This is a genomic window from Rheinheimera sp. A13L, assembly GCF_000217935.1.
GTDB lineage: Bacteria > Pseudomonadota > Gammaproteobacteria > Enterobacterales > Alteromonadaceae > Pararheinheimera.
Genome location: NZ_AFHI01000023.1, coordinates 172,696 through 192,195 on the forward strand (window position 1 = coordinate 172,696; position 19,500 = coordinate 192,195).

19 protein-coding genes are annotated in these 19,500 nt (G+C 47.3%); 15 read left to right on the plus strand and 4 right to left on the minus strand.

The window, feature by feature from the left end; genetic code table 11:
* Positions 1-41 precede the first annotated feature (41 nt).
* Positions 42-3,878 (plus strand): NAD(P)-binding protein, encoded by a 3,837-nt coding sequence (locus RHEIN_RS13290; RefSeq protein ID WP_008899492.1) that lies wholly within the window; start codon positions 42-44, stop codon positions 3,876-3,878.
* Positions 3,879-4,164: 286 nt separating this feature from the next.
* On the opposite strand, the gene RHEIN_RS13295 is transcribed toward RHEIN_RS13290, so the two are convergent.
* From RHEIN_RS13295 to RHEIN_RS13310, 4 genes are all read right to left on the minus strand, one after another.
* Positions 4,165-4,893 carry a Crp/Fnr family transcriptional regulator gene (locus tag RHEIN_RS13295; protein ID WP_008899493.1) on the minus strand — a complete coding sequence of 243 codons (729 nt, stop codon included), beginning with the start codon at positions 4,891-4,893 and terminating at the stop codon, positions 4,165-4,167.
* A 139-nt stretch (positions 4,894-5,032) separates the two neighbouring features.
* Positions 5,033-5,326 carry a hypothetical protein gene (locus RHEIN_RS13300; RefSeq protein WP_008899494.1) on the minus strand — a complete coding sequence of 98 codons (294 nt, stop codon included), beginning with the start codon at positions 5,324-5,326 and terminating at the stop codon, positions 5,033-5,035.
* Positions 5,323-5,736 (minus strand): phage holin family protein, encoded by a 414-nt coding sequence (locus RHEIN_RS13305; RefSeq protein ID WP_008899495.1) that lies wholly within the window; start codon positions 5,734-5,736, stop codon positions 5,323-5,325. The genes RHEIN_RS13300 and RHEIN_RS13305 overlap by 4 nt, the downstream gene beginning before the upstream one ends.
* Before the next feature lie 49 nt (positions 5,737-5,785).
* Positions 5,786-6,136, minus strand: a complete 351-nt coding sequence (locus RHEIN_RS13310; protein ID WP_008899496.1) for a DUF883 family protein — start codon at positions 6,134-6,136, stop codon at positions 5,786-5,788.
* A 323-nt stretch (positions 6,137-6,459) separates the two neighbouring features.
* Here RHEIN_RS13310 and RHEIN_RS13315 point away from each other — a divergent pair, with 323 nt between their 5' ends.
* The 14 genes from RHEIN_RS13315 to RHEIN_RS21065 all read left to right on the plus strand — a co-directional run bounded on the left by RHEIN_RS13315 (position 6,460) and on the right by RHEIN_RS21065 (position 19,375).
* Entirely contained in the window at positions 6,460-6,879 is a 420-nt protein-coding gene (locus tag RHEIN_RS13315; protein ID WP_008899497.1) for a DUF4398 domain-containing protein, read from the plus strand.
* A complete protein-coding gene (locus tag RHEIN_RS13320) occupies positions 6,876-7,739 on the plus strand; it encodes an OmpA family protein (RefSeq protein WP_008899498.1) in 864 nt (287 codons plus the stop codon). The genes RHEIN_RS13315 and RHEIN_RS13320 overlap by 4 nt, the downstream gene beginning before the upstream one ends.
* A 28-nt stretch (positions 7,740-7,767) precedes the next feature.
* Positions 7,768-8,046, plus strand: coding sequence for a hypothetical protein (locus RHEIN_RS13325; RefSeq protein ID WP_008899499.1), 279 nt, complete (start codon positions 7,768-7,770; stop codon positions 8,044-8,046).
* A 129-nt stretch (positions 8,047-8,175) separates the two neighbouring features.
* Positions 8,176-8,718, plus strand: a complete 543-nt coding sequence (locus RHEIN_RS13330) for a ferritin-like domain-containing protein (RefSeq protein ID WP_008899500.1) — start codon at positions 8,176-8,178, stop codon at positions 8,716-8,718.
* Between the two features lie 23 nt (positions 8,719-8,741).
* Entirely contained in the window at positions 8,742-9,392 is a 651-nt protein-coding gene (locus RHEIN_RS13335; RefSeq protein ID WP_008899501.1) for a BON domain-containing protein, read from the plus strand.
* 233 nt (positions 9,393-9,625) lie between these two features.
* The gene (locus RHEIN_RS13340; RefSeq protein ID WP_008899502.1) at positions 9,626-10,408 is read left to right on the plus strand and encodes a putative hydro-lyase; all 783 of its coding nucleotides are present in this window, start codon (positions 9,626-9,628) and stop codon (positions 10,406-10,408) included.
* A complete protein-coding gene (locus tag RHEIN_RS13345) occupies positions 10,408-11,151 on the plus strand; it encodes a 5-oxoprolinase subunit PxpA (protein WP_008899503.1) in 744 nt (247 codons plus the stop codon). The genes RHEIN_RS13340 and RHEIN_RS13345 overlap by 1 nt, the downstream gene beginning before the upstream one ends.
* The gene (locus tag RHEIN_RS13350; protein WP_008899504.1) at positions 11,148-11,849 is read left to right on the plus strand and encodes a 5-oxoprolinase subunit B family protein; all 702 of its coding nucleotides are present in this window, start codon (positions 11,148-11,150) and stop codon (positions 11,847-11,849) included. The genes RHEIN_RS13345 and RHEIN_RS13350 overlap by 4 nt, the downstream gene beginning before the upstream one ends.
* Entirely contained in the window at positions 11,849-12,793 is a 945-nt protein-coding gene (locus tag RHEIN_RS13355) for a biotin-dependent carboxyltransferase family protein (RefSeq protein WP_008899505.1), read from the plus strand. The genes RHEIN_RS13350 and RHEIN_RS13355 overlap by 1 nt, the downstream gene beginning before the upstream one ends.
* Positions 12,790-13,638 (plus strand): glutamate cyclase domain-containing protein, encoded by an 849-nt coding sequence (locus tag RHEIN_RS13360; RefSeq protein ID WP_008899506.1) that lies wholly within the window; start codon positions 12,790-12,792, stop codon positions 13,636-13,638. The genes RHEIN_RS13355 and RHEIN_RS13360 overlap by 4 nt, the downstream gene beginning before the upstream one ends.
* A gap of 18 nt (positions 13,639-13,656) precedes the next feature.
* Positions 13,657-14,514, plus strand: coding sequence for an aminotransferase class IV (locus tag RHEIN_RS13365; RefSeq protein ID WP_008899507.1), 858 nt, complete (start codon positions 13,657-13,659; stop codon positions 14,512-14,514).
* A gap of 181 nt (positions 14,515-14,695) precedes the next feature.
* Positions 14,696-16,321 (plus strand): methyl-accepting chemotaxis protein, encoded by a 1,626-nt coding sequence (locus RHEIN_RS13370; protein WP_008899508.1) that lies wholly within the window; start codon positions 14,696-14,698, stop codon positions 16,319-16,321.
* A 393-nt stretch (positions 16,322-16,714) separates the two neighbouring features.
* Positions 16,715-18,340, plus strand: coding sequence for a methyl-accepting chemotaxis protein (locus tag RHEIN_RS13375; protein ID WP_008899510.1), 1,626 nt, complete (start codon positions 16,715-16,717; stop codon positions 18,338-18,340).
* A gap of 15 nt (positions 18,341-18,355) precedes the next feature.
* Positions 18,356-19,375: a DUF418 domain-containing protein gene (locus RHEIN_RS21065; protein ID WP_008899511.1), complete on the plus strand. Its 1,020-nt coding sequence runs from the start codon at positions 18,356-18,358 to the stop codon at positions 19,373-19,375.
* Positions 19,376-19,500: the final 125 nt, after the last annotated feature.

The window sequence follows — 19,500 nt, forward strand, 5'->3', positions numbered from 1 at the left end:
ATGTCAGTGAGCCATAGAATTATTTTTGCAGCATTCAGTCTATGAAGGCCTCAGCCGATGATCCATTTGTCACATTCTGGCAAGGCGGCTATGAAGGAGCCGACCATATAAATCGTGCACAAAAAGCCTTATCGATGAATCAGTCTACCGGGCATTCAGGCAACGCCTTTGACGATTATGTACTGCTGCAAAAGTTTGGCATCCGAACGGTCAGAGAATCCATTGGCTGGCGTCTGACAGAGATCAACAATGAATTTGATTTTTCTTCCGTTGAGCCAAGAGCCCGTGCTGCTCAGCAATTAGGGCTCCAAATTTGCTGGACCTTTTGTCATTATGGCTGGCCCGAAGATATCGATGTTTATTCAGCTGAATTTATTACACGTTTCGCCCGTTTTTGCCGCGCCGCCGCAGAGTTTTTAGCGCCTTTTTCAGATCGTCCACCCATTTATTCTCCGCTCAATGAAATTTCTTTTACCAGTTGGGGGCTTTCCGTTCATTTGTTCCATTGTAAAAACATGTTTGATGAACGTGCTCATACAGAGGCAAAACGTCAGTTGGTACGAGCTACTTTGGCTGGCTGTGATGCGATTTGGCAAGTCAGTCCGGACGCGCGTTTTATGCATTGTGATCCAGTTATTCATGTGGTTGCTCCGCCGGAACACCCAGAGTGGCAGCAGTGGGCAACCGACTGGAATTCAGCTCAGTACGATTCGTGGGACATGTTATGTGGCAGACGTGAACCAGAGTTAGGTGGGCATCCACGTTATCTCGATATCATCGGTGCTAATTACTATCACGACAATCAATGGGAATGTGGCACTTACAACAAATTGTGGTGGCATTTAGCTGACTCGCGCCGCCGGCCACTGCACGACATATTAGCCGAACTGCACCAGCGTTATCAGCGCCCGATACTGCTGGCAGAAACCAGTCATGTTGGCAGTGGCCGTGGGATCTGGATCAAACAAGTTGCTGCCGAAATGGCGCTCGCTTTACAAAAAGGCGTGACCTGCCTTGGTGTGTGTTTGTACCCGCTGATCGACCGGCATGACTGGGAAAACGACAGCTATTGGCATCACAGCGGGCTGTGGGATATCGCCAATGCTCCTCAAAATATGCAACGAACATTGCCTTTCTCTTATGCCGCCGGGCTTCGGCAAGCACAACGATTTATTGAAAACTTTCAAATGAATACCTCTATCCACATTAGATCAGGAGTTTATATGCCAACCATTATTGTATTTTGCCATCTGCGCTGGGATTTCGTGTATCAAAGACCTCAGCACCTGTTGAGCCAACTGGCACAACATTTTGAAATTATTGTAGTGGAAGAACCCTTTTATCACGCAGGAAAAAGTTTTCTTAAAACCTATACACCAGCACCTAACATTACTGTATGCCAACCCCATACACCTGTTCATGCCACAGGCTTTCACGATGATCAGTTAGCAGAACTTGAGCCTTTAATTGCAACATTGGTTCGGGATGGCGAAAATCCAATCGTCTGGTTTTATACGCCTATGGCATTGCCTTTGTTAAAACAACTACATGCAAAGATGGTGGTTTATGACTGCATGGACGAACTGTCTGCCTTTCAGAATGCGCCCAAACAGCTGTTACAACGCGAAAAAGCTTTGCTGAATAGTGCAGATATTGTATTTACCGGCGGCCCAAGTTTGTATCAGGCCAAACGCAACTTACATCCCAACGTACATTGTTTTCCAAGCAGCGTCGATGCCGTACATTTTGAGCAGGCGTTGGATCGCAGTAATAGCCATCCATTGCAAGCTGCTCTTCACGGCCCCAAATTGGGGTTTTATGGCGTGATTGATGAGCGGCTGGATCTGAATTTAATAGCTGCACTTGCGGATGCACACTCAGACTGGCACATCATTATTGTTGGGCCTGTGGTTAAAATTAATCCCGATACCTTACCCAGAAGGGCGAATATTCATTATTTTGGCCAACAACCTTATCAGGCCTTGCCACAGTTTCTGGCGGAATGGGATTTATGCCTGCTGCCATTTGCGCTGAACGAGTCCACACGTTTTATCAGCCCTACCAAAGTATTGGAATACATGGCGGCACAATTGCCTGTGGTCAGCACAGCTATCGAGGATGTGGTCACTCCTTATGGTGATATTGTGGCTATAGGCTATGACATTCCACACTTTATCGCTGCCTGTGAAACAGCCTTAGCGGCCTCAGAGTCACAAACAAAAAGAATGGCTGAAAAAATGCGGGCCTTAGTAGCGACCACCTCTTGGGAGCGCACTGGCAATTCGATGTTTCAACTGATCCGAGCATTGGCACAGAAGGGCAAAACCAGCCGATCACAGTGTGAAGAGTCGGCAAGTGCGAACTCCGCCAATGTGGCGCACAGAGCTCTGAATATCAACTCACTCCGGCCTCAGCAGGCTATGCAGTCGGTCAGTTGTGCCATTATAGGCGCAGGCCCGACAGGCTTAAGTGCGGCCTATCATTTGGGGGAAGACACCTTGTTGCTGGAACGTAATGCGACAGTCGGTGGCTGGTGCCGATCCATCAAAGACAGTGGATTCACCTTTGATTACGCCGGTCATATTATGTTTTCCAATGACCCTTATGTGTTAGAGCTGTACGATATTTTGTTAGGGGATAACCAACACTGGCAAAATCGTGAAGCCTGGGTTTACAGCAAAACTATTCATACGCGTTACCCGTTTCAAGGTGCGTTGTTTGGTTTACCTCCCGAGATTATTAAAGAGTGTATTGTTGGCGCTATTGATGCGCGCTACAAACCAGCCTCCTGCAACGAGCCGGCAGTCAGCCAAAATCCTAACTCCGCCTCTGGCCTGACATCAAGGACAGAAGATTGTTGTGCAGATGGCACCAGCGTCAGTGCAAAGCAGAGCAGCGTTTCCAGTATCAATAGCCCCCCCAATTTTGAAGACTTTATTTATGGCGTCTGGGGGGCTGGTATCGCCAAACATTTTGCCATCCCTTACAACAAAAAATTATGGACCATCCCCTTAACGGAAATGGAAACCTCCTGGTTAGGAGGTCGTGTGCCTTTGCCTGATCTGGCGGAAATTATTGATGGTGCTTTGCAGCCCGTAGCAAAATCTATGGGGCCTAATGCACGTTTTGGTTATCCGAAAAAAGGCGGATTTCAGGCCCTGGTGTCTGGTTTTGTGCCTCATATCAAAGGTCAAATCGAGCTCAATACAGACGTAGTTCAATTATTGCCTGTCGAACACCTGATGGTGCTGGCTGACGGCCGACGATTTCGTTATGACAATTTAATCAGCACTATGCCGCTGCCTGAATTAGTACGCCTGATGGGAAATGAGGCCCCCAAAGAAGTGCAGGACGCTGCCCAGGGTTTACGCCATATATCGGTGCGCTGCGTCAACATCGGCATCAATCGCGAAAAAGTTACCGATAAGCATTGGATTTATTACCCGGAAGACACTATTTTCCACCGCATTTTTTTGCAGGGCAATGCCAGCCCTGAATGTAATGCGCCTGGTGGTTTTGGCTTTACCTGCGAAATATCTTACTCGCCGTGGAAACCACTGCCAGTGGATGGTGACGAATTGATAGCCCGCTGCATCGAAGACTGTATCAAAGTTGGGTTGATGACTAGTGAGGATCAAGTGATCACCGCGAATCTGGTGGATATGCCTTATGCCTATGTGATCTATGATCATTCACGAGCTGAAAATGTCGCTTTAGTGAAAGTCTGGATGGAAACGCAGGATATCACGCTGGCCGGTCGTTATAGTGAATGGGAATACTATAATTCGGACCATGCATTTCTTGCTGGCAAAAAAGCCGCTGAAAAAGTGGGCCGTCAGATTAAATCTCAGAACAGAGTGTCAGAAGGCGATGCTTAGAACTATGTTCTTCTTTGATAGTTCTTCTGAGATGCAACGCAAGCTTGTCATTGCAGTGCAACCTGGTGCTTTCAGTTAATAAAACTGTGACAAGGAAAAACTCAATGCGGTTTGGGCGTTTGGAGCAGTAGCCATACAACACTGGTACTCCAAATGAACCGCATTGAGCAACCACAGAACAATTTAAACCATACCCTAGCGGGACTTGCGTTTTTGCTGTTTGTATATATGTAAATGTACAGTTCAGCGCAAATTATAGGCTGAGAGAGTGAAAGCGCAGGGAAGGTTAAACTTTGGCCGTGTTTTTGGCCCAGGGTAATAAACGGTCTGACTCTTTACGCACTACGGCATAACATTCACAACTTAAGCTTTCAAGTTTAGCGCGATCAAGCACTTGAATACGGCCCCTGTGGTATTCAATCACCCCTAAACGCTGTAAGCGTCCTGCCGCGTCTGTGACTCCTTCACGGCGCACCCCGAGCATATTGGCGATCAGTTCCTGGGTCATCACCAGTTCATTCCCTTCCAGCCGGTCAAGTGACAACAACAACCAGCGACACAATTGCTGGTCAATAGAGTGATGGCGGTTACACACGGCGGTTTGAGCCATTTGTGTGATCAGGGACTGAGTGTAACGCAGCAAGGTATGCAGCAAAGCGCCATGACGATTAAATTCATCTTTTAGGCGTTGGCTCAATAAACGATAAGCCTGGCCAGCACTTTGTACTATGGCCCTGCTGGTGGTGCTTTCGCCGCCCATAAATAGAGCGACACCAATTAAGCCTTCATTCCCCACCACCGAAATTTCGGCAGAAGCGCCACTTTCCATCACATACAACAAGGAGACGATGGAATTGGTGGGGAAGTAGACATAACGCAATGTATCGCCGGATTCATACAAGACTTTGCCCAGAGGTAATTCAACCAACTCCATATGGGGAAATAATCGTTCCTGAACCTCTGTAGGCAGGACGGCCAGCAGATGGTTTTGCTTCGGGCCTTTTAAATGAGGCATTTAAAACTCCATGTATAAATTTAAGGTAGAGACCGATCGACCCCAGCTTCAGCGTTTCTGGCCCTGAAGTCTGTACGTCGTCGTACATAGAGGTCTTAGCAAAAATAGTTAGTCTGTGATCCACAGCTTTAAACAGCGGTTATTCCTGAGCGTTTCGTTTTTTTTTCAACCAGTGCTGGCCCAACGTCAGGGCAACAGACCAAAGTAAGGCCGATTCTTTGCCATGAAGTTTATTTTTCAGTCCCATCAGCCAGGGGGCTGCACCTGACAGCTGTTGTTGTAACAACTTCATGCCCAAACTGCGGGGAAATTGTTCTACCTCTTGTTGCTGCTGTGGCCCTATATATTGCCGGATCAACAGACGTTGTTGTGCCATTTTCTGGCGTAGCAACAGGATCTGTACCTGCAGGGGTAATTCCTTGTCTTCATTCATACCTGACGCCTTAACAGCTGAAGGTCGGTTTTTAGCTCCTGATAACTTGTGCTAAATGCATTCTGACCTTTTTTGCCCAAGTGCTGGATTATAAAAAAACAGGCTGTGGCTAATAAGGTAAAAAACACAGGCAAAGCCCAGATAAATAACCTAAAACTTTCGTTATTTCTGTTCAGGTAAAGCAAAGCAAAACCAGCAAAGAGAAAGGCTAAAAACACAAAACTGATGCTCAGCACACTGTAGAGCATGATCCATTGCAAACGGCGCTTTTCCTGCTGCCATTCCAAATGCATCAACTGACCATGTAAACCCAGTTGTGTGATCAGTTGCGGACTGGCTTTATCGAGCAACCAGAGCCAGCGGGCAGGATCAAAACCAACCGAAGCATTTTCCATTTCAGGTGTCGACATGCAAACTCCATTTAGAAAAACCGACCTCAAAGGGTCGGCGTATCTCAAATCATTTAGAACCTGAACCGCTACAACGGGCGACAAAGGCGCCTAATATGAAGCTGGCGGCTGCACAGACAGCAATAGACTGCCATGGCTGCTGGTGTACATAACGGTCTGTTACTTCAGCAGAGTGACGTGCTTTGGCGGCAAAGTTATGACCTATATCTTCCACTGAGGCTTTGGCTGTCGCCACACGTTCAGTTAGCTTCTTCTTGGCTTGCTCAAATTCCGCTCCGGTTAATGAAGTGGTGGTTTTGAGTAAATCTTCGATGTCAGCAATAAAATTGTGGAATTCATCGGTTAACGCCGGGCCGCTCTGGCTTGAGTTTGGAGCTGCGCCATCGGTACGAGTTGGCATAAATACATCCTTTTATGAGGTGGCAATCTGGTCCCTGAAAAATCTTAATTTCAAATCCTTTTGCTCAGAGTGAAGGGCCAGACTATAACACCTAAATACTGCTGTATGTGGGTCAGAGCACAAAGTAGCTAATTAACTTTGTTTTAAATTTTTATTGTTGTCATTTTTACATTGAAAGTAACAGTGTTATATGAGCGCCAGCGCACCGATGACTTTGATTTTAAGGTTCAGTATGCAAAAACAGGCAGGCTCGTATCGGTTGAGTTTCAGGAAGAGCTTTGCTGTTTGTTGTTGTTTTTTGATTATTGAATCAGGGAGTTACCATGTATCTATCCACGAATTTATCTTCGTATTTCTCAAGCCGCTATCCATCTGTACGCAACACTGTATTGATGTTAAGCCTGACGGCCGTACTTGCCTCTTGTGCATCAGCACCGGAAGCCCCTGTAGGCCAAATTCAGGCGGCAGAACAAGCTATAGCAGCGGCTGAGCGTATTACAGCAAGTGATTACGCCTTGCCTGAATTGCTGGAAGCCAGGGCCGATTTAGTGTCAGCCCGTACTGCAGTTCAGAATGAAGACATGCTGGCAGCCAGCCGCTATGCCGAGTTATCCAAAGCTGGTGCTGAACTGGCGTCAGCCCGTGCCGGTGAAGGGAAAGTCCGCGCTGTGATTGACGATATGCAAAAAAATATCGATGTGTTAAAGCAGGAAATGCAACGTAAAACAGGACAAATGCAATGAAAATTCTAACAGGTACAACCCCAATCCTTGTGTTGGTTGCTGGTGTGATGACCTTATCTGCCTGTAGCTCTAAAGTCGAGAAACCTGAAGGCTCTTTTGCTGTCAGGCAAAAACTGACTGCATTGCAGGCCGATCCTAATCTGGCCAACAGAGCTGTATTGCCAGTACAGCAAGCCGCAACTGCTGTATTAACTGCTGAGCAACCGACCAAAGACAAAGCCCTGGCCATGTACAGAGTCAAGCTGGCGGATAAAAAAGTGGAAATAGCCAAAGCTGTAGCCCAAACCAGTTATCTGGACGAACAATACAAAACCTTAGGTGCACAACAAGCAGGTGCGAGGCTGGATTCCCGAACTCAGGAAGCGGATGCAGCCCGGTACGACGCTAAATTGGCCAGGCAGGATGCAACCACAGCTCAGGCTGAATCAGAATTGGCCAGACAACAAGCTCTGGAATTACAGCAACAGATCACGGAGCTGAACGCAAAAGAAACCGAAAGAGGCTGGGTGGTGACTTTGGGTGATGTGCTCTTTGATACAGGCCGTGCTGAGCTCAAAGAAGGTTCGCTGAACAACTTATCGAAACTGTCCGCCTTTTTAAATCGTTATCAGGATCGCACTGTGCAGATTGAAGGTCATACCGACAGTATTGGCAGTTCAGATTCTAATCAGGGTTTGTCAGAACGCCGGGCCAATTCGGTGCGCCGTTATCTGGAAGCTCAGGGCATTGCCTCTAATCGCTTAACGGCCAGAGGTTTAGGTGAGCATGCACCGGTCAGCGGCAACGATTCTGCCGCCAGCCGTCAGCAAAACCGCAGAGTAGAAGTCATTATTGCCAATACAGCTGCAGCACCACTTTAGTCTGAAAAAGACTACAGGAGCTTTGTTGATGAAAACCCGTAGTAAACCACAGGATCAGGCAGCGATATCCGCTGCCGGGTCTTTGCCTGATCAGCACCAAGTCTGGTTGCTGAATCTCGATGCAGCGCATCAATGCTGGAATAAGTTATCCAAAGCTGATTTGCTGCAATCAGAAGGTATGCCCCATAGACTAAGCCGCTTGTTACAGGAGCACTATGCGCTCTCCAGAGAACAGGCGGATCATCAAATCAGCAGCTTTAAACAAAGCTGTCAGCTCTCGCCAGACCAGCCTGAACATCATAAATGATGCATTAAATCAATCAGATGGTTTAAAAGTCCGTCTGATTTGTCTTTTTTGTCAATTGAGTGCGTTAACGCACATTCGGTTTGATTTTTGTACAGTAAGTTAACTCCCATGGTCCAACAGGAGCTGCTTATGAGTATTGAAATTACCGAACATCAACTATTACGCCAGCATGCCAGACAACATCTGGAAACAGGTGCTGTCACTCATGGTTATCAGGCGGGGCGCAGTGAACTGGTGCATTTATTAAATGCTGCTTTAGCTTCTGAGCTGATTTGTGTACTGCGCTATCGCAGTCATTATTTTTTAGCCAAAGGTATTCATGCCAACACAGTGGCGGCAGAGTTTTTAGAACATTCCAACGAAGAACTGCAACATGTGGACTGGCTGGCTGCGCGCATAGTGCAATTGGGTGGTGAGCCTGATTTTTCTCCACAAGGCGTCATTGAACGAGGCCAGTCCATATTTGGCACAGGTCAGAATTTATATGAAATGATCAAAGAAAACCTGATTGAAGAGCGGGTGGCTATTGATCATTACAAAGAAGTGCTGGGGTTTATTGGTGACGATGATCCCACCAGTACTGCGCTTATTCAGAAGATTTTACAAACCGAAGAAGAGCATGCCAATGAACTGGCCAGCTTATTATGGGGGCTGCCGGAGCAGCACAATTAGACAAAGCACCAGGAATGGAATCGATGAAATCAGATCAACAATTGACCTCGGATATTAAAGCAGAACTGAAATGGGACAGTGCTGTGCAGGCTGATCCAATAAGTGTTTTGGTGCACGGAGGCATTGTGACCCTATCGGGCAGAGTATCTTCTTTGGCTGAGTTGTGGCATGTGCAATGCGCTGTACACAGAGTTTATGGTGTGCAGTCGCTGGACAATCAACTGGTGGTCTCATTACCTCACCAGCATGTGTATCAGGATGTTGATTTAACCAGGGTGGCTGAAGCTGTGCTGCAATGGTCCAGTCATATTCCGCCTCATGGTATTGAACTGACTGTATCTATGGGCTGGATCCACTTAACGGGTGAAGTTGCTTTTGATTATCAGCGCCGCGCTGCGACTGAAGCTTTGCGTTCTCTGGCTGGAGTGCGTGGTGTAACCAATCAGATCCGTTTAACGCCCAGAAATCTGGCTGGCACGGTAAAAAAAGATATCGAAACCGCTTTGGCACGACAGAGCCGAAAAATGGAGTCAGCCATAGTAGTCGAAGTGATAGAGTCCGATGTGGTGCTGACGGGCACAGTTAATAGCTGGTCCGAACATGATAAAGCATTAGTGTCGGTCTGGAGCACGCCGGGCGTGTCCCACGTCACAGACCATATTTACGTGCTGTAGCTGAGTTTTTTGTTGTTTACAGCAGTCTCAGCCGGTTCCTTCTGCCAGATCCGGATTTTTGGTTGTTGCCTGCGGAGCACTTAGGTGCTCTTTTGTTTTTGCCGAACCGGGCTATTCTGAGTTTTTATCGGCCTAAGCTGGCTCTGCTTTACTCAGCCTTAAGCAGTGCAGACTTGGGATGGGACACTAAATCCGCTAGTATGAACTCATCTTTCATTTTTCAGGCAGCAAAGATGGATCTGCTTACGCCATATCAATTACGCCAACAGATCAAAACAGGCCAGTTTCAGGGGCAGACCAGCGGTTTAGCTTCAGGTTATGTGCAGTGCAATATGGCAATAGTGCCACAAAGCTGGGCTGCTGAGTTTTTGCTGTTTTGCCAGCGTAACCCCAAAGCTTGTCCTTTAGTGGCTGTGTCTGAACCTGGCCAGTTTTTACTGCCTGAACTGGGGCAGGATCTTGATCTTCGCACCGACTTACCTTCCTACCGTATCTTTAAACAAGGCGAACTGGTGGATGAAGTGCAGGATATCCGTGCTTTATGGCGGCATGATCTGGTCAGCTTTTTAATTGGCTGCTCTTTTTCTTTTGAAGAGGCCTTGCTTTCCGCCGGATTAGAAATCCGGCATATCAGCGAAGGCAAAAATGTACCTATGTACAACACAAACCTGCAATGCGCCAGTGCAGGACGATTTTCCGGTACTATGGTGGTCAGTATGAGACCTATGAAGCCCGCTGATGCAATACGGGCTATTCAGATTTGTAGTCGTTTTCCTGCAGTACACGGTGCCCCTGTGCATTTTGGCAACCCGCAGGCTATTGGCATTTCTGATATCCGTTCACCGGATTATGGTGAAGCTGTCAGCATCAAACCAGATGAAGTACCGGTATTCTGGGCTTGTGGTGTCACGCCTCAGGTTGTGATTAAACAAGCCAAACCAGATTTTTGTATTAGCCACAGCCCTGGTCATATGCTGGTGACCGATCTTTTAAATTCTTCTTTAGCGAGTTTTTAATGAAAGCTGTTATCAAACTGAACTGTGATTTAGGCGAAAGTTTTGCCGCTTATCAAATGGGGCTGGATGCAGAGGTGATGCCGCTGATTGATCAGGCCAATATCGCTTGTGGTTTTCATGCCGGCGACCCTAGTGTATTGGTGAACACCTTAACTTTGGCTAAAGAACATCAGGTAGAGATTGGTGCTCATCCGAGTTACGACGATAAACAGGGTTTTGGTCGCCGCTCGGTAAAAATGGCGGCTGATGAGTTAAAGCATTTACTCTGGTACCAGATTGCCGCAGTAGATGGGGTGGCAAAAAGCCTTGGGCTGGAGCTGAGTTATGTCAAACCACATGGTGCTTTGTATAACGATATGATGGCAAGCCCAGCCTTACTTGAAACTGTGATGGAAGCCGTTGCCAGTTACCATAAACCCTTAAAGTTGATGCTTTTAGCCACGGGCGCTGCAAAACAACATAAGCTGTTGGCAGAGCGTTACAAGCTTGAATTGCTATTTGAAGCTTTTGCGGACAGACGCTATCAGAGTGATGGTTCGTTAACACCTCGCAGTCAGGCGGGCAGCGTATTGGATCATCAGGCCGCTTTAGTGCAAGTGCAGCAGTTACTGCAAAGTGGCACAGTGCAAAGTGATACAGGCGAGTTAGTGGCTATTGAGGCCGATACCTTGTGTGTGCATGGCGACAATCCCGCAGCACTTGCCTTAGTGCAGTCCATTCGCACGTTACTGGGTACAGCATGATCCAACTGGAACTGGCAGGTGAAAATGCGCTGATCCTGTATTTATCGGCAGAAATCTCGGCGCAGAATCTTTCACAGCTTCAGCAGTTGCAACACCAAATCCGCAGCCTGCTTGATGAGCAACTGCAAGAATTGTTGCCCTCTTATGCGTCCTTGCTGATTGTGCTCAAACCTCAGCATAAAGGGGTGTGGGCTATTAAAACTATGCTGGAACAACAGCTTGTACTCTCTGCTACTCATAGTGAACAACAAGGCCAACTGCTTATTTTACCTGTGTATTACCACAATGCCTGGGATCTGGAGCATGTTGCTCACAAAGCAGGCTTAACCACAGATCAGGTGATTGAACTGCATCAGGCCGAAGAATACAGAGTGTACGCCATAGGTTTTGCACCGGGTTTTGCGTATTTGGGTGAATTAGACGCACGCCTTGCCACTGCACGGTTAAAAAGCCCACGCGCTAAAGTGCCCAAGGGTGCTGTTGCTATTGCCGACCGGCAAACTGCTGTCTATCCGGCTGAGTCACCAGGCGGCTGGAATATTCTGGGCTTATGCCCAACGCCATTATTTGAACCAGAACATGCCGGTACGGCAAAGCCTCTAATGCCTTTTGTTGTAGGGGATAAAGTGCGTTTTCAATCCATCAGCAAGGATGAGTTCTTCGCTTTAGGTGGCCAGTTACCGCAGGAGTTGTGCTGATGTCTGCTTTTGTCGTATTAAAAGCCGGAGTACAAGCTACCTTGCAGGACCAGGGCCGTTTTGGTGTTGCCCATTTGGGATTAACTCAGGGCGGGCCTGCAGATTATGCCAGCTATCGTATCGCCGATTTGTTACTGCAAAACCCAAACCCCAGCTGTCAGATTGAAGTCGCAGTGGGTGGTTTTAGCCTGCTGGCGTTAACAGATACTGTGTTTTGTGTCACTGGTGGCGCTATGCCACTGACAGTCAACGGTCAGCCTAAAAGCTTATGGCAGACTCATCGCATAAAAAAAGATGATGTACTTGAACTTGGTTTTGCCACATCCGGCCTGCGTTGTTATCTGGCTGTAGCCGGAGGTTTTAAATTACCAAAAGACTTTGGCAGCAACAGCACTGTGCTGCGGGAAAAAATTGGAGGCATTGGCGGAGCTGCATTACAGCCAGGCCAGTTTTTACCTGCTGTTTCAGTCTATCGACCCTTATTGTGGGCTTTGCCTGAAAAGCTCTGGCCTGATTATTCTGCACCGCTGCAACTTGGGCTGCTACCTGGTTATCAGCAGCATTGGTTTGACGAGTCTCAGTGGCAGCAGCTTTACAGCACCGATTATCAGGTGTCTGCTTTGTATGACCGCATGGGGTATCGCTTGCAAGGTGAGCCGCTGTTGTACCAGCCAAGGGCTTTGTTGTCCGAAGGTATTTGTTATGGCGCAGTGCAATTGCCGCCTGATGGTTTACCTATAGTGCTGTTAAACGACAGACAAACCTTAGGGGGGTATCCTAAACCCGGCGTCGTTCTGGCACGGGATGCGGCAGCTTTGGCGCAGTGTCAGCAAGGCCATCCGATCCGTTTTTACCCTGTATCACCAGAGCAGCTTGAAGCAGAACAGAGGCAGAAAAGTCGCTACTGGGCTGAACTTGCTATGGAATTCCGGAGTCTGGTTTGAAAGATTTGCTACCCCTCAGCCAACAGATAGAGCATATGCTGGTACGGCAGAATGTAAGGGGTATGGCGACCTTATTGCCTTATCTGAAAACAGGTTCTTACTTAAGAGCTGCCCGTTTAATCGCAAAAACAAAAGGGCTGGTACTGATAGGCACAGGTTTTCCGGTCGGCGATAGTTTTGAAACCGACGGACCTGTAGGGGCCATTGTGTTGTATCAGCTTGTCGAAAAGCTGGGAGCCAGGGCTATGCTGGCCTGTGGTTATCCTTTGTTTTCTGCGCTAAAAAACGATTATGCCTGCCTGGAGTTGCCGGTCAACAGCGTCGATGCGGCAGCATTTGCCCTGCAGGCGTTGCAACAACTAGAGCCTGAATTAATTATTTCAATAGAAAGACCAGGTTTGGCCGCAGATGGTCGCTATTACAATATGCGCGCTGTGGATATCAGCGCCCGTTGTGCCAACTTTGATGTGTTTTTTCAGCAGGCCAGTTGCCCAACTATAGCCATAGGGGATGGCGGCAATGAAATTGGTATGGGAAATCTTTATCAGGCCCTGTCGCAGCTGGCTATTACGCCTGCGGTCACGGGCTGTGATGAATTACTGCTGGCGGATGTATCCAACTGGGCTGCCTATGGACTGCTGGCTTTGGTATCAGCAATCAGAGATGCAGAAACAGGCGAGGGCTGGTTGCTCGATTGTCAGCCTGCTCAACTTTTACAGTATTTAGTGAGTCGGGGTTGTGTGGATGGTGTGACAGGACTTGCTAGTATCACCGAAGACAGTTTGCCGCCAGAACATGCGATGCAGCTGATCCGCGACTTACAACAACTTTGTTTTGAAATCTAAAGGCTTACAGGAACAACCATGAGTGTGGTGTATTTAAACGGGCAATTTATGCCTTTGGGCGAAGCTAAAATTTCGCCTATGGACAGAGGCTTTTTATTTGGTGACGGTATTTATGAAGTGATCCCATCTTATGCCGGGCTTTGTGTTGGGTTTGCCGCCCATATCCAGCGCTTACAGCAAGGCTTAGCTGCGCTGGAGATCCGCTGTGCTTTAACAGCACAAGACTGGAAAGCATTGGTACAGCAACTGATCCAACAAAATGGTGCTGGTAATCTGGGTATATATCTGCATGTCAGCCGTGGTACAGACAGCAAAAGAGCCCATGCTTACCCGCAGGATATTCCGGCCACTATTTTTGCCTACTGTTTTGATATAGCTGCTGAACCAGAAGCGGATATAGACAAAGCGCCGCGCTATAAGGTGATGACCGCCACAGATTTACGTTGGCAGCGCTGCCATATTAAATCCACGGCTTTGCTGGGGAATGTGATGCATCACCAGCAAGCTGCGGCTTTGGGGTTAAACGAATGTATTTTGTTTGATGAGCAAGGCTTTTTAACTGAAGGCAGTTCCACCAATGTGTTTATTGTCAAAAAGGGGCTCGTGATCACGCCGCCTTTGAGTTCTCAGATTTTACCCGGCATTACCCGTCAGTTGCTGCTGAGTATTTTGCGTCAGCACAGCACTATCCAGGTGGAAGAGCGGTCTGTCAGCAAAAACGAAGTACTTTGTGCCGATGAGGTATGGCTTACCAGCTCCAGTAAAGAAGTTGCAGCTGTGGTGGAAGTGGATGGATTAATTATAGGAGCCGGAAAGCCTGGTCCTCTTTGGCTTAAAGCGCAAAGTTTGTTCAAAATCAATAAATATAATTATTGATTATATCGATATTATCGCTTTTTTGCTCGACAATTGATATAAATGATAAAAACGCAATATTTGAAACTTGGTGTAGGTTGATTCATAGGGCGGTATCGGTTCTTGGGATTAATTGTGCGTTCTTGTTTATGCATTAGATTTGTTGCAAGTTCATTTAGTTGGATCAAAGGGCGGGAATGATATGTCAGTAAGAAACTATAAGATAGGTTCCAGATTGTTAGCTGGTTTTGCCGTATTAGGATTGATACTGTTACTTCAAGGCAGTTTATCTCTGGTGACTATGTCGCATATGAGGGCGGTTTCAACAGAAATTGAAGAGAACACTATCCCAAGCCTGGAGAGCTTGGCAGCACTGAATCTGAGTATGATGAGAGGCCGGATTTACACCTACCGCTTGCTGTTGGCAGAAACAGAAGCGCAAAAATCGGACTATGAAAAAGCACTGGTTCAGGTTAAATCAGAATTGGAAAACTATGAAAAATCTTATGAAGCACTTCTGTCCACAGCTGAAGAACGTGGTGTTTATCAGCAGTTAATTGCAGCCCAACAAGGTTATTTCAACGGGCAGAAGTCACTTCTGCAGAGTCTGGCTGACGGCAATAGAGCGGACGCCATTCGTATCAGTACTGAAGATATGTCCGGCTATGCCGATCAAATGACTCAGTCATTATTAAAGCTGGCTCAGCTGAATCGTGAATATGGTGAACAGCTGACTGCAGCTTCAAACGAGGAATACGGCATAAGCCAGATACTGGTTATAATGGCCATAGCTTTTGGTGTTTTAATCAGTATTGTTATCGCACTTTGGATGACCCGCAGTATCACAGCGCCTATGACAGAAGCCGTTGTTGTGGCTGAAACTGTAGCTTCCGGCGATTTAACCCAAAAAATAATGGTCACTGGTGAAGATGAAGCCAGCCGGCTGATGGCGGCTTTGCTGAAAATGCAGCATAACCTGCGGGACGCGATGAGCCATATTTCCAACTCTTCGAATCAATTGGCGTCAGCCTCAGAAGAACTCAATTCAGTGACTGAAGATTCTTCCCGTGGTTTACAGCAACAAAATGACGAAATTCAGCAGGCTGCCACTGCCATTACACAAATGAGCTCTGCTGTGGATGAAGTGGCGCAAACTGCAGTTCAAACCTCAGAGCAATCCACTGAGTCGGCCAAAATGGCAGTGCAAGGCCAGCGGCAAGTGGATGAAACTGTGATTGCTATCCGCGATATGAATCAGGATGTGGCTTTAACTTCCGAACTTATTCAGGGCCTGGCAGTGCAGTCGCAAGATATAGGCAAAGTGCTGGATGTGATCCGTGCTATTGCTGAACAAACCAACTTACTGGCGCTGAATGCTGCTATAGAAGCGGCTCGGGCAGGGGATGCAGGCCGTGGTTTTGCTGTGGTTGCGGATGAAGTGCGGGCTCTGGCTCACCGTACTCAAACCTCTACCCGTGAAATAGAAGAAATGATTGCCAAAATTCGCAGTGGTACTGGCGATGCAGTGAATGCGATGAAACACAGCAGTGAAAAAGCTGGCTATGCGCTCACTGTGGCTCAGGCTGCAGGTGAGGCTTTGACCATTATTACCCAGCGGATTAATAAAATCAGCGACAGTAATCTGGTGATTGCAAGCGCAGCCGAAGAACAAGCGAAAGTTGCCCGTGAAATTGACCGTAATATTGTTAATATCAGTGATTTAGCAGCACAAACTGCAGCAGGAGCCAACCAGACCAGCGCTTCTGCTCATGAATTATCCCGTTTAGCTGTGGATTTAAATTCGTTGGTCACGCGCTTTAAAGTATAAACAGAGGTTGTTTGCATGGACGCAGTATTACCGCTCTTGGCACGAGTGCATCAGTTTGATGTACTCGTGGTTTTACTGTATTACCAGATTCTGTATCTTTGCTGTCATAGCTACAATATCAGCTGTCTCTAATTTTTGTCCGAGTTTAATTTATCAGCCTCCTGACCTTGTTATTTGAAACTAGTTTATAGCTGCTGTGTTGTTTATCCGGCCTGTCAGCCAAAATGAAATGCTTTGCAGCGCTTCATGCGCTGCAGTTAGGTCGCCCGCACCAGTACGGGGAATAAGGGTTAATGCTTTGTAGTATTTTGAGTTTTTTTGTGATTTTTCGCCTATGCTTTGTGTTTGTAACAAATGTTAGAGAGTAAATATCACAACATAGGATGGATATGTATGCTTTTAAGGAACTATAAAATTGGGGCCCGCTTATTGGCTGGTTTTGCTGTATTAGGGTTATTGGTCGTGTTACAAGGCAGTATCGCGCTTCTTACTATGGGCCAGATGCGCACTGTTTCGGCAGAAATTGAAGAGAACACGCTCCCCAGTCTGGATAATCTGTCAGGGCTGAACTTAAGTATGATGAGAGTCAGGATTAACACCTTTCGTTTGATCCTTGCGGAAACGGACACACAAAAAGCAGATTACAGAGCCACTCTGGATAAAGTCAGATCTGACGTCACAATGTACCAACAAGCCTATGAAAAACTGATTTCGATTACCGGAGAACGAGAAGTTTATCAGGATTTTTCATCTGCCCAGCAGCAATACTTTGCTGGTCAGAACCTGTTATTACAAGCCTTGGAAGCCTCTGACAAAAATGAAGCTACTCGTATCAGCAACGAAGAATTAACAGTGCATTCGGACCGAATGACTCAAACCTTGCTAAAGTTGGTGCAAATGAATCGTGAGTATTCAGGGCAACAAACAAAGTTGTCAGCGCAGAGCTATGAAACCAGTAAGATCCTGATGATCTGTGCAATTTTGGTTGGCATAGTGGTGAGCATTTTTATCGCTTTGTGGATGACCCGCAGTATCACAGCGCCTATGACAGAAGCCGTTGTTGTGGCTGAAACTGTAGCTTCAGGGGATTTAACCCAAAAAATAACGGTCACTGGTGAAGATGAAGCCAGCCGGCTGATGGCGGCTTTGCTGAAAATGCAGCATAACCTGCGGGACGCGATGAGCCATATTTCCAATTCGTCGAATCAATTGGCGTCAGCCTCAGAAGAACTGAATTCAGTGACTGAAGATTCTTCCCGTGGTTTACAGCAACAAAATGACGAAATTCAGCAGGCTGCAACTGCCATTACACAAATGAGCTCTGCTGTGGATGAAGTAGCGCAAACTGCAGTTCAAACCTCAGAGCAATCCACTGAGTCGGCCAAAATGGCAGTGCAAGGCCAGCAGCAAGTGGATGAAACTGTAACAGCCATCCGTGATATGAATCAGGATGTGGCTTTAACTTCCGAACTTATTCAGGGTCTGGCGGTGCAATCGCAGGATATAGGCAAAGTGCTGGATGTGATCCGTGCTATTGCAGAACAAACCAACTTACTGGCGCTGAATGCTGCTATAGAAGCGGCGCGGGCAGGGGATGCAGGTCGGGGTTTTGCCGTGGTTGCGGATGAAGTGCGGGCTCTGGCTCACCGTACTCAAACCTCTACCCGTGAAATAGAAGAAATGATTGCCAAAATTCGCAGTGGTACTGGTGATGCAGTGAATGCGATGAAACACAGCAGTGAAAAAGCAGGCCATGCCTTAACTGTGGCTCAGGCTGCAGGTGAGGCTCTGACTATTATTACCCAGCGGATTAATAAAATCAGTGACAGTAATCTGGTGATTGCAAGCGCAGCAGAAGAACAAGCGAAAGTTGCCCGTGAAATTGACCGTAATATAGTGAATATCAGTGATTTAGCTGCACAAACTGCAGCAGGAGCCAATCAGACCAGCGCCTCTGCTCATGAACTATCCCGTTTAGCTGTGGATTTAAATTCGTTGGTCACGCGCTTTAAAGTATAAACAGAGGTTGTTTGCATGGACGCAGTACCCCCATGGTCAGCACGAGTGCATCTATTTGATGCACTGCGTGGTTTTGCCGTGCTGATGATTTTATTTGCAAATGTGTTTGCCTTTGCTTATCCACTTGAACTGGCAGAAAAAGCCGGTCTTTCAGACGCTATGTCGTTGCTGTCCCAGCTGCAGCATCAGCTGTATCTGCTATTTATCCGGGGTAAATTTATCAGCTTGCTGACCTTGTTATTTGGTGCCAGCTTGTATCTGTTGTGGCGTCAATCCGGCGGATCAGAGGTCAGGCTTCAAGCCAGAATGTTGGCTTTGTTGCTGATAAGGTTTTGCCACGCCATTTTTATCTGGTCGGGTGATATTTTGCTGATGTATGCCGTGGTGGCATTGGGCTTGTTATGGCAGCAGGCACTGCAGTGGACTCCGGCGCAGCAACTAAGTCGGGCTAAAACTTATCTGGTTGTCGGATTGGTGATTCCAGCGTTGATCTGGCAGGGCCCGTCTGAACCTATTGTTGATCCAGAAGATTCGGAACTGCTGATCGCACTTTATACCGGGCCTTACCTGGGGCAGCTATGGCAACAAATTCAGTACGTCGGATTGATTGGGCTGGATTTGTTGCTGGTGAGCTACTGGTGGTGTGGTGGCATGATGTTACTTGCGATCTGGGGCATGCAGTCAGACTGGCAGCTCTTATTAAAAAAGCACTTTTATACTTTGTTGCTGGTGGCATTTGGGTGTGCTTTATTGCCACTATTCTGGACTGGGCTTTCTGTTCAGGGGCAAATTCCTTTGCCATTTCAAATCGTCTCCGACTTATCTTTTGCTTTGATTTACATCAGATTATTTATGCTGATTGTGCCTGCCTTACCGAAAGTGGTTGAACTGCTCAGGCACTGCGGCCGTTGTTCTTTGTATTTATACCCAAGTAACTTCAAGATGCAGAATTCAGCGGGAGAAAAAAGCGCTTTAGGCAAGGCAGCTGTTGGAAGCTCTAGTGGTTCTAAAGCGACAACAGTTAACGCGGCATAAAGCGCTTTTAGCCCCGCCCTACGGGAGTCGCTGGGCGATTGCACTGCGGTGTTAGCCTGTCTCACAAGGTAGCCGACATTGCTTCGCCAGGCCGCCTTGCATTGCAAGCGCCCAGCGGCTCTGAA

Coding starts and splice junctions, on each gene's coding strand:
- RHEIN_RS13305 (WP_008899495.1), bottom strand. CDS start 5,736: ATGTCGACACCTGAAATGGAAAATGCTTCGGTTGGTTTTGATCCTGCC.
- RHEIN_RS13340 (WP_008899502.1), top strand. CDS start 9,626: ATGGATCTGCTTACGCCATATCAATTACGCCAACAGATCAAAACAGGC.
- RHEIN_RS13325 (WP_008899499.1), top strand. CDS start 7,768: ATGAAAACCCGTAGTAAACCACAGGATCAGGCAGCGATATCCGCTGCC.
- RHEIN_RS13300 (WP_008899494.1), bottom strand. CDS start 5,326: ATGAATGAAGACAAGGAATTACCCCTGCAGGTACAGATCCTGTTGCTA.
- RHEIN_RS13310 (WP_008899496.1), bottom strand. CDS start 6,136: ATGCCAACTCGTACCGATGGCGCAGCTCCAAACTCAAGCCAGAGCGGC.
- RHEIN_RS13295 (WP_008899493.1), bottom strand. CDS start 4,893: ATGCCTCATTTAAAAGGCCCGAAGCAAAACCATCTGCTGGCCGTCCTG.
- RHEIN_RS13320 (WP_008899498.1), top strand. CDS start 6,876: ATGAAAATTCTAACAGGTACAACCCCAATCCTTGTGTTGGTTGCTGGT.
- RHEIN_RS21065 (WP_008899511.1), top strand. CDS start 18,356: ATGGACGCAGTACCCCCATGGTCAGCACGAGTGCATCTATTTGATGCA.
- RHEIN_RS13335 (WP_008899501.1), top strand. CDS start 8,742: ATGAAATCAGATCAACAATTGACCTCGGATATTAAAGCAGAACTGAAA.
- RHEIN_RS13345 (WP_008899503.1), top strand. CDS start 10,408: ATGAAAGCTGTTATCAAACTGAACTGTGATTTAGGCGAAAGTTTTGCC.
- RHEIN_RS13365 (WP_008899507.1), top strand. CDS start 13,657: ATGAGTGTGGTGTATTTAAACGGGCAATTTATGCCTTTGGGCGAAGCT.
- RHEIN_RS13290 (WP_008899492.1), top strand. CDS start 42: ATGAAGGCCTCAGCCGATGATCCATTTGTCACATTCTGGCAAGGCGGC.
- RHEIN_RS13330 (WP_008899500.1), top strand. CDS start 8,176: ATGAGTATTGAAATTACCGAACATCAACTATTACGCCAGCATGCCAGA.
- RHEIN_RS13370 (WP_008899508.1), top strand. CDS start 14,696: ATGTCAGTAAGAAACTATAAGATAGGTTCCAGATTGTTAGCTGGTTTT.
- RHEIN_RS13315 (WP_008899497.1), top strand. CDS start 6,460: ATGTATCTATCCACGAATTTATCTTCGTATTTCTCAAGCCGCTATCCA.
- RHEIN_RS13375 (WP_008899510.1), top strand. CDS start 16,715: ATGCTTTTAAGGAACTATAAAATTGGGGCCCGCTTATTGGCTGGTTTT.
- RHEIN_RS13350 (WP_008899504.1), top strand. CDS start 11,148: ATGATCCAACTGGAACTGGCAGGTGAAAATGCGCTGATCCTGTATTTA.
- RHEIN_RS13355 (WP_008899505.1), top strand. CDS start 11,849: ATGTCTGCTTTTGTCGTATTAAAAGCCGGAGTACAAGCTACCTTGCAG.